The 14646-nt window shown below is 70.4% G+C and carries 7 protein-coding genes and 1 pseudogene; 2 read left to right on the top strand and 6 right to left on the bottom strand.

The window, feature by feature from the left end; translation table 11 throughout:
• Positions 1–126: 126 nt before the first annotated feature.
• Both FNV62_RS37430 and FNV62_RS37425 read left to right on the top strand, forming a co-directional pair.
• Positions 127–2349, top strand: coding sequence for an MMPL family transporter (locus FNV62_RS37430; RefSeq protein WP_164331824.1), 2223 nt, complete (start codon positions 127–129; stop codon positions 2347–2349).
• A 128-nt stretch (positions 2350–2477) separates the two neighbouring features.
• Entirely contained in the window at positions 2478–3656 is a 1179-nt protein-coding gene (locus tag FNV62_RS37425; RefSeq protein ID WP_143628417.1) for a sensor histidine kinase, read from the top strand.
• Positions 3657–3761: 105 nt separating this feature from the next.
• Here the strand turns inward: FNV62_RS37425 and FNV62_RS37420 are convergent, their stop codons facing one another.
• From FNV62_RS37420 to FNV62_RS37395, 6 genes and pseudogenes are all read right to left on the bottom strand, one after another.
• Positions 3762–5228, bottom strand: a complete 1467-nt coding sequence (locus tag FNV62_RS37420; protein WP_143603160.1) for a WGR domain-containing protein — start codon at positions 5226–5228, stop codon at positions 3762–3764.
• Between the two features lie 306 nt (positions 5229–5534).
• Entirely contained in the window at positions 5535–6755 is a 1221-nt protein-coding gene (locus FNV62_RS37415) for a lactonase family protein (protein ID WP_144315831.1), read from the bottom strand.
• 156 nt (positions 6756–6911) lie between these two features.
• The gene (locus FNV62_RS37410) at positions 6912–8210 is read right to left on the bottom strand and encodes an SLC13 family permease (protein ID WP_097286550.1); all 1299 of its coding nucleotides are present in this window, start codon (positions 8208–8210) and stop codon (positions 6912–6914) included.
• A gap of 41 nt (positions 8211–8251) precedes the next feature.
• Positions 8252–8599 (bottom strand): annotated as a pseudogene (locus FNV62_RS37405) (sodium:proton antiporter); the annotation flags it as partial.
• A 448-nt stretch (positions 8600–9047) separates the two neighbouring features.
• A complete protein-coding gene (locus tag FNV62_RS37400) occupies positions 9048–9512 on the bottom strand; it encodes a CBS domain-containing protein (protein WP_143628413.1) in 465 nt (154 codons plus the stop codon).
• Between the two features lie 153 nt (positions 9513–9665).
• A complete protein-coding gene (locus tag FNV62_RS37395) occupies positions 9666–14591 on the bottom strand; it encodes a DNA repair ATPase (RefSeq protein ID WP_144315830.1) in 4926 nt (1641 codons plus the stop codon).
• Positions 14592–14646: the final 55 nt, after the last annotated feature.

Raw genomic sequence — 14646 nt, 5'->3', positions numbered from 1 at the left:
TGATCCGCAAGCGGCGTACTGCGTTCTCAGTAGTCGGAAATGTCGGCACGTGCACGACGACGGGAGGGGTCTGCCACGGGGAACCTGATGGGGTTCCCGAGATCGGACGAGTGGAGACCTCAGCCCGTGGCTACTTTCCTTTATCGACTGGGCCGTACGGCCTTCCGGCGGCGTTGGTACGTCGCCTTGATCTGGGTGGCGGTGCTCGGCGCTGTCGGCTTCGGCGCGGTCAAGGCTCCGGCCGCTCCCGACGCTTCGAACTCCATGCCGGGGATCGAGTCCCAGAAGGCGTTCGACCTCATGGAGCAGCGCTTCCCCGGGGCGAAGGCCGACGGGGCGAACGCCCGGATCGTCTTCGTGGCCCCCGACGGCCAGAAGATCACCGCGGCCGGCAATAAGAAGGCCATCGACAAGCTGGTGGACGAGGCGGCCGACGGCTCGCAGGTCGCCGGCGCGGTCAGCCCCTTCCAGGCGAACGCGATCAGCAAGGACGCGACGACGGCGTACGCCACCGTCACCTACAAGGTGAAGGCCGACGACCTCACCGACGCCAGCAAGAACCACCTGAAGGACGCGATAGCGCAGGCCAAGCACGCGGGTCTGACGGTCGAGGCCGGTGGTGACGCGCTGGCGACCCAGCCCGCCGCGGGCGGAGCGGCCGAGGGGATCGGCATCGCCATCGCCGCGCTCGTCCTGCTGATCACCTTCGGCTCGATGACCGCCGCCGGGCTGCCGCTGCTCACCGCGCTCATCGGTGTGGGCGTCTCGATGGCCGCGATCATGGCCCTGTCCAGCGCGTTCGGCCTGTCCTCCACCACCGGCACGCTCGCCACCATGCTCGGCCTCGCCTGCGGCATCGACTACGCCGTCTTCATCGTCTCCCGCTACCGCGAAGAACGCGCCAAGGGCCACACCCCGCAGGAAGCCGCCGGCCTCGCCACCGGAACCGCCGGATCCGCCGTCGTCTTCGCCGGCCTCACCGTCGTCATCGCCCTCGCCGGCCTCTCCGTCATCGGCATCCCCATGCTCACCAAGATGGGCCTCGCCGCCGCCGGAGCCGTCATGATCGGCGTCTTCATCGCACTGACACTCGTCCCGGCCCTCCTCGGCTTCTGGCCCAACGCCGTACTCTCCCGCAAGGCCCGCAAGCGCGGCCGGATCAAAGAAGGCGGCACGAACAACGGCGGCAGCCGCTGGGCACGCTTCGTCCTGCGCCGCCCCCTCCCGGTGCTCCTGATATCGGTCGTGGGCCTGGGCGCCCTCGCCATACCCGTGATGGACCTCCAGCTGGGCATGCCCGGAGACGAGGCCAAACCCACCTCCACCACCGAGCGCCGCGCCTACGACGACCTCGCCAAGGGCTTCGGCCCCGGCTTCAACGGCCCCCTGTCCATCGTCGTCGACGCCAGGGCCGCCGCGAACCCCAAGGCCGCCGTCACCACCATCGAAAAGAAGATCAAAGCCACCGACGGAGTCGTCTCCGTCTCCCCCGCCCGCTTCAACCCCGCGGGCGACACCGCAATGTTCACCGCCGTCCCCTCCACCGCGCCCACCGACAAGAAGACCCAGGACCTCGTCAAAACCATCCGCAACCAGCGCCCCGCCACCGAGGCCTCGACCCACGGCGCGAGCTTCGAGGTCACCGGCACCACCGCCCTGAACATCGACATGGCCCAGAAAACCCAGAACGCCCTGATCCCCTACCTGATCGTGGTCGTCGGCCTGGCCATCCTGCTCCTGATGGTGGTCTTCCGCTCGGTCCTGGTCCCGGTCAAGGCGGCCGCCGGCTTCCTCCTGTCGGTGCTCGCCGCCCTCGGCTCCGTCGTCGCCGTCTTCCAGTGGGGCTGGCTGGCCTCACTCCTCGGCGTGGAGACCACCGGTCCGATCATGAGCCTGATGCCGATCTTCCTGGTGGGCATCGTCTTCGGCCTCGCGATGGACTACGAGGTGTTCCTCGTCGCCCGGATGCGGGAGGCCTACGTCCACGGCGACAACCCACGCCAGGCCGTCGAGAGCGGCTTCCGCCACAGCGCCCGGGTCGTCGTCGCCGCCGCACTGATCATGATGGCCGTCTTCTCCGGATTCATCGGAGCCAGCGAATCCATGATCAAGATGATCGGATTCGGCCTCGCGATCGCCGTCCTGTTCGACGCCTTCATCGTCCGCATGGCCTTCGTACCAGCCGTCCTCGCCCTGCTCGGCAAAGCCGCCTGGTGGATGCCCCACTGGCTGGACCGCATCCTGCCCAAGGTCGACGTCGAGGGCGAAGCACTCACCCAGCAGTCCACGATCCCCCCGGCACCCCCGGCGCACGACGACCCGGCCACACGGAAACCGGCCCGCATCTGACCATCCCCGCGTGCCGGAGGGCCACCCGTGCCGAACACGGGCGGCCCTCCGGGCCGTTCGTCGGCGACGTCACCCGCCTGGATCGCCGCACCCGCCGTGGTCACCGCGTCCGACAGGAAACCCTCTCGATGATCACCGACTGGCAGCGGTTCGCCAAGGACCATCCCCGTGCCGTGAACGCGACGGTCGTCCTGGCGGTCTTCGCGCTCTCCGTGGTGGGCAGCGAATGGAGCAGTTCGAAGCCCTCCGGCGAGCGGGTCGAGTGGTGGCCGGCCGCCCTCCTGGAGGGAGTCGCCTGCGCCGCTCTGTGGTGGCGGCGCAGTCACCCTCGTACGGTCGTCTCGGTGACCGCCGCCTGCGTCAACACCGGCACCCTGGCGGGCTATCTGATCACACCGCTGCTGCTCGGACCGGTGATGATCGCGCTGTACTGGCTGGCCATCCGTACCAGCCGGGCGACCGCGCGCATCGGCCTCTTCGGTGTCTCGGCGCTGGTGGTACCCACGGCCGTCCTCGCCGACCACTACGACCACCCGTTGTTCTTCCGCACGGTCGGACCCGTCTTCTGGCTGCTGGTGCCGGTCGCCTGGGGCACCACGGCCCGGCTGCGCGGCGCCTACCTGGAAGCCGTCCACGCGCGCGCCGAACACGCCGAGCGCACCCGCGACGAAGAGGCGCGGCACCGGGTCGCCGAGGAGCGCATGCGCATCGCGCGCGACCTCCACGACGTCGTCGCCCACCACCTCGCGCTGGCCAACGCCCTGGCCGGGACCGCGGCGCACCTCGCCCGCAGCCACCCCGACCAGACACGGCGGATCCTGGGCGACCTCGCCGACACCACGTCCTCGGCGCTGCGTGAACTCAAGGCCACCGTCGGCCTGTTGCGCCAGGCCAACGATCCCGACGCGTCCCTGGAACCGTCCCCCGGACTCGGCCGGCTCTCCGAACTGACCGCCGCGTTCGCCTCCACGGGGCTCGACGTCGCCGTCGCCACCGAGGGGGAGGCGCGACCGCTTGCCCCGAGCGTGGACCTGACCGCCTTCCGGATCGTGCAGGAGGCGCTGACCAACGTCACCAAGCACGCCGCCGTGAAGGAGGCGCGCGTACTGGTCTCCTACTCCAAGGACAAGGTGCGGATCACGATCGACGACGACGGCAGCAAGGCTCCCGCGCCGCCGGCCCCGGGCAGCGGCTTCGGCGTCATCGGCATGCGCGAGCGCGCCAGTTCGGTGGGCGGGCGACTCCAGACGTACCGGCGGCCGGAAGGCGGTTTCACCGTCGCCACCGAACTGCCGCTTCACCCCTGAGAACCCTGCCCAAGTGCCGCAGGCCCCCGAGAACGCGGAGCCCCCGAAGAGCCCCCCTCGAAGGCCGCGAGGCGGCCCGCACCTACCCCCTCTGGTCGGTGAGCGTCACACCAGACGCCTGATCTCTCCGCGCACCCGGTAGAAGCCACCCACCGAGGAGTGCAGCGCGTCCACCACATAGCGGGCGCCGGGCTGGCGTATCGCACGCGGGAACTGGACGTTCCAACTCGGCTCATAGCCCTCGGAGACCACGTGCACGCGCACTCGGCCTCCTTCCTGAGTGCACTCCACGACGACCCCGCTCCCCGGCGCGGGGACGGCGCTGACCGTGGCGACGGAGGCGGCGGTGGTCAGCGGTGCGTACGTCGGCAGGGCGGCCGCCAGTTTGATGTCCGCGGCGACCGGGACGGTGCCCGACTGGGCGGCGTTGATCGCGGCCTCGCTCGCGTCGATGCAGGCGAGCGAGCCGTCCGTGGAGACGATGTACAGCCTTTCGTCGTGGTACTGCATCGACAGCGCCGAGCCGCCGCCCGTGCCGAGCTTCCACAGCCGGGAGCCGTCGGCGCTGAAGCAGTAGACGGAGGAAGCGGAGTCGCCCGCGAAGACGTACCGCCCACCGGGGGACGTGGCACACGAGTACACCGCGGCGTCACACGAGTAGGAGGCCTCGATCCGCCCGTCGGACTTGGCGAGCCGCTGGACGACCCGCCGCCCCGTCCCGGCGTAGACGGCGTTCTCCTCCTGCCACCCGAAGAGCACATTGCCGTTGGTCGCGGTGTGCCAGAGCTGGCCGGCGCCGTCCGCCGCGTACGCCGTCACACCGCGGCTGTGCCCGTGGTACACGGCGTGGTCGTCGGCCCGCACCATCCACGCGTTGTCCCCGGACGAGTTGCGCGACCACTGGAGCTCGTCCTCGTGGTCGATGACCGTCAGACCACCGTTGCGGTCGGAGACGTTCAGCACGCCCGCGTGAATGTCCAGCCAGAAGATGTCCACCTCGGCCGCTATCTCGTAGGCCGCGAACGGCACCTTCGAGGAGAGGTCGTACACCCGGCCGTCGTCACAGCCCGCGTAGATCCAGAAGTCGTCCGCCACCAGGCACTTCACCCCGTCCGGCAGGGAGTAGTGAGCCAGCACCTCACCGTCGTGGCTCAGGTTGTAGACGCTGCCGTGCTGGTTGCCCACCCAGCAGCGGTCCTCGTCGACATGGATGCCGAACGCCGAGGCGCCCGTACGGAACCGCCACAGCACCGGGGCCGTCGCCCGCGCCGTGGACGGGGCGGACGTCACCTGACGACGCGTCACGGGCCGGGCCGCGCGCTGCCCCTGGACGGCGGGCGCGTACCCCTTGCGCACCTTCTCCGCTATCTTCTTCGCCGCCGCCGCGTTCGCCTTCTCGACCGTCGGAAACGCGGAGGTCTGACGCTGCCCGTCCACACCGATCCGTCCGTACCGCACGGAGACGGTGGTCCCCTCGACGGTCACCTCGTAGAACTTGTGGGCACCGCCGCTCTCCTGGGACAGCTCCAGATACGTCGTGTTCCCCGACTGTCGTGCCTGCGCAGCGGACACAGCACACCCCTCCCCAAAGGCCCGGTCGGCCGCTTCGGCCGTCTTCCAGTGCCTCCAAACTAGTGGTCACCACTGACAACGACGGGCCGGGCCGGGACCCTTGCGGACGACGGCGCCTCCGCCCCACAGGAAGCCCCAGAGCCATCGCACGCAGGACAGGGCGTCCGGCAGAAATCGGTCCGCTTCCGGTGTTCCGGCCATGGGGGGCGGTCGGTGCTCGCGGTTTGAGCGCCCGTGCCGTACGGACAGGCCATGGCGCCCCGAACAGGGACTGTTCGGGGCGCCGGGGCCGCGGTGGCCGCTTCTTTACACCGCGGCGATGCCCTCCATGCCGGACTCGGCGAAGGGGGGCAGTCCAGGGGTCGTGCCGACCTTGGCCAGCGAGCCGTTCCGGCCGATGCGGAAGCCGTCGACGGTGCCGGAAGTCGCGTTCTGCACGTACAGGAACTTCTCGTCCTTGGTCACCGCCAGGTCGATGACGCCTTGGGACTCGGCCGACGGCGGGGCCGCCACCCCGACGTCGTTGGTGAGCGCCAGCCTGCCCCGACGGTCCGTGCGGTAACCGGTGACGGTCGAGTTGCCGGTGTTGCCGCCGTAGAAGAAGTCACCGGCACGCTCCAGCCAGCACAGCGTGTTCTGACCGTTGGGCAGGGATTTCTGGACGACCTCGAGGATGCCGTCGACGCGGACCTTGTACGTACTGACCGTGGACTCCTTGGCCTCGGCGACCAGCATCCGGCCGGCCTTGTCGAAGGTGATCGCGAACGGGACGGCACCGGCGGAGTCGTTGACCACCGCCCGCCGCGCGGGGCGTCCGTCGCGCGTCATCGGGAAGACTTCGACGGTGTTGGCGGACTTGGTGGTCACGACCAGTTCGCGACCGCCGGGAGTGAACGCGACCTGCCCGGGTGAACTGCTGAACAGCGGCACCCTCTTGTTGTCCAGGCCGAGGGAACGGTGAGCGTCACGCAGCGGTTCCAGGCCCTTGGCCGTAATCCGGAAACCCTGGACGCTGCCCGCCCCGCCCGCGTTCATGACGTACGCGAGCCTTCCCGAGACCGCGATCGACGAAGGGAAGTCCCCGCCCGAACGCACCACCCGACGGTCCGTCAGCCTCTGTCCCTCGACTCGGAAGGACGTCACGGTGCCGCTGCCCGCGTTGACCGCGAGGAGCAGGCCGGACCGGTCGTCGTAGACGAGCGAGCCCTGCGAGGCGAGCGAGTCGGTGGGCGCGTCGACCTGGTCCCCGCCCTTGCCACCGGTCGCATAAGTGCCCGCCGAACTCAGCCTGCCGTCCCGCGCGCGCTTGAAGACGTGAATTGTGTTGCCGTCGAGTTCGTTGCCCTGCACGAAGACCGCGTGGTCGGCTCCGGCCTTCGCGCTGCCCGCGTCGTCGTGCCCGCGGGGGACCTCTCCCGCCGAGGCGACGGTCACCGTCGTCACAGCCGCCGCCGCCGCGAGGATTCCCGCTCCGACGAGGGTCAGCTTGACCTGTAAAGGTGACCTGCGCCTGTTGTGCCTGCTCATATGTCGCTCCTCGGGCCTTCGCCACCACCAGGGGTCGGTGGAGGGCAGGACCAGAGTTGTCCATGGGGTGATTGAGGCATGAGGGGTTCGACCGCCACGTCAGCTTCCCGTAATAACTCCACGTGCGGCATCCCGATTCGCCGCGTCGGCCAAGGGTCAGCCGAGGGCGAAGTAGCGCAGCCACACGTAGCCGAGGGAGATGGTCACGGTGACGGCGGTGACGATCAGGCCGTACTTGGTGAACTGCCAGAAGGTGATGGGTTGGCGGTTGCGTTCGGCGATGCCGAGGACGACGACGTTCGCGGAGGCGCCGATGGCGGTGGCGTTGCCGCCCAGGTCGGCGCCGAGGGCGAGGGCCCACCACATGACGTGGCCACCACCACCGCCCATGTTGTGGACCAGGTCGCTGGTGATGGGCGCCATGGTGGCGACGTAGGGGATGTTGTCGACAACGCCGGACAGCAGCGCCGAGGCTCCCAAGAGGGTCAGGGAGCCGCCGAGTTCGTTCGTGCCGATGACATCGGCCAGCGCTTTGGAGACCTCGTCGATCACACCGGTGTCGATCAGGCCGCCGATCATGATGAACAGGCCGGCGAAGAAGGCGAGGGTGGGCCACTCGACCTCGGACAGGACCTCGCTCGTGTCGGCGGTGGAGACGGCGACGAGCAGTCCGGCGCCGAGCAGGGCGACGATGCTCGGCTCGTAGTGCAGCACCGGATGCAGGACGAAACCCGCCACGACCAGGACGAGGACGATCAGGCCCTGGACCAGCAGGCGGGGGTCCTTGATGGCCTCGCGCTCCTCCAGGGCCATGATCTCCGCGGCGCGGTCCTCGTCGTACACGAAGGACTTGCGGAACATCACCCGGCACAGCGCGACCAGGACGACGACCAGCACCGCCACCAGCGGGGCGAGGTGGACCAGGAAGTCGTTGAAGGTCAGGCCGGCCCGGCTGGCGATGATGATGTTGGGCGGATCGCCGACCAGAGTCGCGGTGCCGCCGATGTTGGAGGCGAACACCTCCGCGATGAGGAAGGGAGCGGCCGGCAGCGCGAGCCGCTCGCAGACCAGCAGCGTCACCGGGGCGATCAGCAGGACCGTGGTGACGTTGTCGAGGAGCGCGGAGGCGACGGCCGTGATGACGACGAGCATGGCCATCACCCGGAAGGGCTTGGCCTTCGCCTTCTTCACGGACCAGATGGCCAGGTACTCGAACATGCCGGTCTTCTTCAGCACGCCGACGATCATCATCATGCCCATCAGCAGGAAGATGACGTTCCAGTCGACGCCGGAGTCCTCGGAGTAGAACGCCGAGACGTCGTCGGTCGCCCCGATCGCCAGCATCAGTCCCGCGCCACCCAGGGCCACGGCGACGCGGTGGATCTTCTCGCTGATGATCAGGGCGTACGCGCCGACGAACACGACGATCGCCGCCCAGCTGTGCCAGTCGCTCACGTTCCTCCGGTTCCTCCGAGCGGTTGCGGAGCCTCGCTCCTGATCGCGAAGGCGACGCACACGGCGACGAGGGTGAACGCCTCCTTGGCCTGCCGGATGCCGGACCGGAGAACGAGCAGCCCGTACGCCACGGAGGCGAAACCCCTCGGGCCGAACCAGGCCGCCACCGACCTCTCCGTGCGGGAGATGCGCGTGCCGAACAGCGAGAGCAGCGAGGCCGGAAGGATGAGGAAGCTCGCCAGGACCACCGCCGCGCAGCCGCCCCACGACAGGTCCCCGAACAGCCTCGGGGCCGGCAGCGCGCCGAAGACCAGCAACGCCGTGAACTTCGCGAGCTCCGCCGGCGCCTGGCCGAGCGGCTCGAAGGACGCCTTCGTCTTCGGCGAGGTGATGTGGATCAGGCCGAGGAGACACAACAGCATCGCCACCAGCAGTGCGGCCCCGAACACCACCGCGAGCACCATGCCGAACGCCCCGATCGGAAGAGAGAGTGATCCCCTGCTCGCCGACCAGGCTTCCCGGCACACCGCTGGGCACCCTACAGGCCCTTGACGCGTCCTTAACAGATTCTTGGCGAGCACCTTGAGGGGCCGCAGGTTGCCTGAATCCGGCAACCTGACCGCAGACTCCACCCGGGCGTCGGTGTGCTCGAACCGCCCGGCCCGCGCGGCGGCCACTGCGGTCTTCGCCCAGGGCCTGTCCGGCGGATCATGCCGCAGACGTGGGGCCTGATCCGCCGGACAGGCCCTAGGCCAAGGGGTCAGGCGGCCCGGGAAGCTCGGTCAGCGGGGCCGTGCTCATGGCGCTGCTCGCGCACGGCACTCGTGACAGCCGCCGTCAGCACGCCGCGGCGGCGAGCAGCCGCTCCAGCAGGTGCGAGGCGGTGATGACTCCGAGCAGCCGCGTACCACTCCTGTCCTTGTCGACCACGGCCACCAACGGGCTGCGGACCTGCGCCATCTGGGCCGCGACCTCCAGTGCGGTGTCGTCCGGGGCGGCGATGGCGGGCGGTGGCGCGGTCTTCGACAGACAGTCGCCGACCTTGCGTCCCGCGAGCGCCTCGCACAGTCGGTCGGCGTGGCGCTCGTCGACGACCGCCGCGAGCGTGGGGTCCTCCACGACGTACCCCGGCACCAGGATCTTGATCATCTGGGAAGCGGGCAGGATCGCCTTCGGCGCGCCCCGCTCGTCCAGCACCAGAAGCGCGGGCAGCCGGTGTTCGACCATCAATCGTGCGGCGTCCAGGGCGTCGCTGTCGACGCCGACTGTCTCGTACTCCACCGCCAGGTCACGCGCACGCACGCTCGGCTCCTGCCTCGCTCTCGACCCACCGACCCACACAGCCACGAGGACGTACGACCGGGCCGGCACCTCGAACGATACAACCGGCCCGCCGATACGGAGTGTGCCCGAGGACCGGCCTTCAGCCGCCCGATGGAGCCGCTGCGCCGTCGGCTAGGTACGGTCCGACGCTCGCCCCCGCGGCCCGACGGAGTGCCTGGCGGTGGGGGTGGCCATCGGGTGGCGGGGGTCGGCGGCCCGGTCGATCGCGGTCTCCACGGCGGAGATCCGGTCGGCGAGCAGGCCGAGCGCGGCGACCGCACGGGTCAGAGGGGCCTCCTCCGTGCCGCCGAGGGCCTGCGCACGGAGATACGCGGCCTTCACCTCCGCCCAGCGGAGCGCCTGTTCGGTGGTGAGGGTGCCGCGCAGTTCGGCCAGTTTCAGCAGGTTCGCCTCCGCGCCGGTCGTGAGGGTCTGCGCCTCGGCCGTGTAGTGGTCGTCGATGACGGCGGCGAGTTCGGTGTCGTTCATGACCGGCTGGATGCGTTGGGCGATCTTGTTCATGGTGCGGTAGGAGCCCTGGAGCAGGAAGGGCGGCTCCGTGCGGGTGGCGTCGGTCCGGGCGGCGGAGGCGATGTAGGCCGCGTTGACGGCGAGGACGGTCGCGCGGGCTGTGAGCAGATGGCGCAGGACGGAGAGGATCCGGTCCAGTTCGGCGGCGGCGTAGGGGTGGGTGAGGCGGTCGGCGCGGGCGGTCGGGTCGCCCTCGGCCCACCGGATCAGCAGGTCCAGGTCGGTGCGCTCTCGCCCGGCGAGCGGCGCGAGGACCGGGTTCGCGGTGAGGGCGTTCTCGACGAAGCTGACGGCGAAGGCGTCCTCCTTGCCGGTCAGGACGTCGCCGAGGTTCCGGACGTCGGCGCGGCTCGCGAGCATGTCGGGGACGTGGAAGCGGCTGCCTGACTCGGTGTAGGGATTGCCCGCCATGCAGACCGCGAAGCGCTTGCCGCGCAGGTCGTAGGTGCGCGGCTCGCCGTTCCACACGCCCTCGACGCGGCGCGTGGCGTCGCACAGCGGGATGAACCGCTGGAGCAGCTCGGGCGAGGTGTGCTGGATGTCGTCCAGGTGGAGAAGGGTGTTGTTGCCCGCCTCCAACGCGAAGTTGATCTTCTCCACCTCCTGGCGGGCGGTGGCGTTCGGAGCGTCGGCCGGGTCGAGCGAGGTGACGGCGCTGCCGAGCGAGGGCCCGTTGACCTTGACGAGGACGAGGCCGAGGCGGTCGGCGACGTACTCCATGAGGGTCGTCTTGCCGTAGCCGGGCGGGGAGATGAGCAGGAGCAGGCCGCCGGTGTCGGTGCGCTTCGCCTCGCCTGTGGTGCCGAGCTGTTTGGCGAGGTTGTCGCCGATGAGGGGAAGGTAGACCTCGTCGATGAGGCGGCCCCGGACGAACGAGGACATCACCCGGGGGCGGTACTCGTCCAGCCGTAGCCGGGTGCGTTCGGCGGTCACGAGGGTGGTGCGCTGCCGCTGGTAGGCGCGGAAGGCCGGGGTGTCCTTCGCCCTGAACTCCCGGGTACGGGAGAGGAATTCGTCGACGCGGATGGTCAGGGAACGGTCGGTGATGCGCGGATGCGTGCCCAGCAGCCCCGTGACCGTCCCGGTCAGCGACGCATCGGACTCGTAACGCGGCAGGTCCGGGCAGAGTTCGGCGGCCACCGCCTCGGCGAGGTCTCCGGGGGTGATGTCCGTGCCGGTGGCGGAGCTGTACGAGGACAGCCACGCCTCGACGAGCTGGCGGCGCGCGGCGAGGTCGTCGAGGGCGGTGAGGTCCTCGTCGTACGCCGTCGTGCCCACCGTCCGGCGGAACTTGTCGAGCAGTGTGCGGGTGGCCGCGCTGACGACGAAGCCGTCGGGGTCGGTCGTCAGTTCCTCGAAGAGGTACACGGCGGACGCCTCGCCGACGTGGACTGCCAGCTCCGCCCGGAACTCGGCGATCGCGGGTGTGAGGCCGAACGTGTCGCGGGCGCGGGCGAGCGACATCGCGCGGCGTTTCAGGGTCGCGCGCTCCTCGGCGGGAAGCGTGTGGGCCCAGAACAGCTGGGCGGCGGCGCGGGCGGCGGGCTCGTGACGGAGGAGGCCCGCCCTCTCGTGCAGGCGCAGCACCGCGGTGAGGATCGCCGTCGCGTCGTGGTCGTGGACGCCACGCTCGTGGCCTTCGTCGTACGCCGTCTCCGCGGCCTGTCGTACGAGGTCGGGGAGGTCGGCCTCCGCGAGGGCCGTCGGGCCGTGCTCGTCCAGCAGCCGGGCCGCGAGGTGTTCGGCGCGGTAGACCTGGGGCGATTCGGAGGGCAGCAGCCGGTCCCAGTACGGGCGGGTGGCGGCGAAGTCCGGGTCCGCGACCGGCGAGCGGTAGTCGGTGCCGGTGAGCGCGAAGGCGAGGCCGTCGGCGGCCGGGACCAGGGTGAGGTCCAGGGGCTCGGTGTTCACGGCGAACCGGTGGCTGCCCAGGCGGATGACGCGGCCGTCGTCGGTGTACAGGTCGGTGCGGTCGCGCAGGGCGCGGGACGCCTCCTGGCGGGCGGCCTTCAACCGGCCGTCCAGTTCCTCCGCCCGTACCCGGTCGCCGAGTTCGCGCAGCTCGTCGGTGGTGCGCCGGACCTTGGCGACCATCGGGTCGGAGGCGAAGTAGGTACTGACCGCGTCGGTGTCGGCGAGCGCGGCGGCCCGGCGCGCGACCGTTTCCAGGACCCGGTACGCCGAGGCCACGAGCTGTTCTGCCCGGCGGGCGCGGGCGTCGGCGAGGGTCTGCTTGCGGGCCGCGAAGGCCTCGTACACCTCGGTCCGCCTGTCCGCCAGCTCGCGGAGGAAGTCGTCGAACTCCGTGAAGCGGGCTTCCAGGTTCTCCACCTGCACCAGCAGCCGGGCGAGTTGCTCGTCACAGGACTCCGGGCTCCCCGCGGCGGTGAGCGCGCTCGTGACCGACTGGCCGAGCAGAGCGAACTCGGCGGCGAACTCGGCACGCCCCTCGTGGTCGAGGAGTTCGCGGCGGCGGGCGTCGAGCGTGGCTCGGGCGCGGTTGACACCACCCAGCACCTCGGCGACGCGTTCCAGGACGGACGTCCGCACCGTGGCGTCGGCGATGTCCAGTCCGGCGACGACCTCGGTGACGGTCCGCAGTCCGTCGGTCAGTTCGTCGATGCGGCTGGTGACAGGCGCCGCCTCGGCGACGGTGGCGAGCGACTCGGCTTCCGCGACGAGCCGTTCAACGGCCTGGTGGTGACCGGTGAAGGCATCCTCACGGGCCAGGAAGGCGACGGCACGCTGCCCGAGCGAGGCGAGGTCGGCCTCCGCGTCGGCGGCGAGCTCGTCGATACGGACGGTGTCGGCGTACCGCAGCTCCCTGAGCGTGAGCAGGTGGCCCTGGGCGCGGCGGAGTTCGGCCAGGCCGTTCACCCAGGCGGGAGCGTCGCGGGGTGCCTCACCGCGCAGGCGTCGTACGAGCGAGGCGATGTGCGCGGCAGCCTCCGCGAGTGCGTCGGCGGCCTGGCGGGTGAGGGCCTGGACCGTCTCGAATTCGGCCAGTACCCGCTCGGTCGTGGCGCGGACCGCGTCCAGCGGAGTGCGCAGGTCGCCCAGATCGGTGTCGCCGAGCCAGTGGTAGGTGTCGGCCGCGCGGACGCAGGCGGCGAGCAGCGCCTCGTACACCTCGATCGTCGGAGCGGTCTCCGAGGCCGCACGGGTGAGGGACAGGCAGTCGGAGATGCCCCGGACGAGGTCGGCGTTGCCGACGCGGGCGATGGGGTCCCCCTGGTCCGACCGCAGTGGTGAACTTGGAGAAGGGCCGGCTTGGGACGGCTGGGCATCGGCGTAGGTGTCCGAGACGTACGGGGACCGCCAGAGCTGCAACGGGTGCACGCGTGTCGGCTCATCGGAGTCCGCCCGCAGCACCGTCAGCGTGCCGTCGTCGAAGAGCGCCCAGCCGTGGCAGGACAGCGGAGCGGCGAACTCCTTGCGGATCATGTTGTACGGGAGCAGGAGGCTGCGGCCCTCCGCACGCGCGTGGAAGGCGAAGAGGACGTCCTCGCCGTTGGGAGAGCGGACCACCCGCTCGTACTCCAGGGCTGCCGTGTCCACAGGGGCGGCGGTTCCGTCGAACGTCTTGTACGCCCCCGTGGCCAGGCAGTAGCCGCCGGGGAAGACGATTCCCTGGTCCGCGGGGAGGCGGCGGCAGGCCTGCCCGATGCCGTCGAGGCGCACCACGGACCTGGTGAGCGTGTTGAAGACCAGGTGGCGGTGCGCGTCCTCTTTGTAGGGGCGGATGCGGAGCAGCATCAGGGCGCCCACGCGCGCGTACGCGATGTCCGCGTCGGCGAGGGACTGGAGCGGTTCGTCGACCGGCTCGGCGTAGATCCCCTCCCCCGTCTCGGTGTTGTCCTCGATCTTGACGGTGAGGGTGCCACCGACCGTCTCGACGAAGACCTCGCCCTCGATGGAGACATGCGGGTGGCGGCCGAGTACGTGGTCCTCGCGGGTCGTCTCGTGCCACTCGAAGTCGTGCGAGGACGGGAAGACGTGATCGCGCTCACCGCGTGCGTCCAGGAACGACGCCCGGCCGTCCGCCGAGAGGGCCCACCGCAGTACGCGGATGTCGTCGGCCTTCTCACCGGTCTGGAAGACGGCCAGCAACTTGCCGTCCACATGCCGCAGTTGGAGGAGGTGCGTCGCACGGTAGTAGCGGTACAGAGCGACGAGTTCCCGTACGAAGGCAGGGTCGTCGAGCAAACCGGGGACGGCGTCCTCGGGCAGCCGGTTCAGGTCTCGGTCGTACAGCGCGAGGACGTCGCCCACCGTCGTCTCCGGCTTGAGGCCGAGGAAGACGTCGTATCCGAAGAGCAGGACGTCGCCGACGGAGACGATGTCGCGGGGCACACAGTGGTGCTCGGTGCGGATGCGTTCGGTGCCGGTGAGCTCCAGCCGGGTCGAGCCGAACCGCTCGGTGCGCCGGGTGTTGAGCGCCTCGGCGCGCCGGGCCAGTTCGCCTGCCTGTGCGGCGAGCCGGTCGCGCAGCACGTCGTACGTACCGGTGTCCAGGCCGGTGGTCATGGGATCCCTCTCAGGAAGGCGGGACATGAGGTCCGGAGCCGCCGTCCCCTGTTCG

It is taken from the genome of Streptomyces sp. RLB3-17 (assembly GCF_007113425.2).
Taxonomy (GTDB): Bacteria; Actinomycetota; Actinomycetes; order Streptomycetales; family Streptomycetaceae; genus Streptomyces; species Streptomyces mirabilis_D.
Note: the sequence above shows the minus strand (reverse complement) of the source record. Positions and strands in the feature narration are given on the sequence as shown.

What these genes read in the sequence shown, in the direction of transcription:
- FNV62_RS37425 (WP_143628417.1), top strand. Translation starts at nt 2,478, where the DNA reads ATGATCACCGACTGGCAGCGGTTCGCCAAGGACCATCCCCGTGCCGTG.
- FNV62_RS37415 (WP_144315831.1), bottom strand. Translation starts at nt 6,755, where the DNA reads ATGAGCAGGCACAACAGGCGCAGGTCACCTTTACAGGTCAAGCTGACC.
- FNV62_RS37395 (WP_144315830.1), bottom strand. Translation starts at nt 14,591, where the DNA reads ATGACCACCGGCCTGGACACCGGTACGTACGACGTGCTGCGCGACCGG.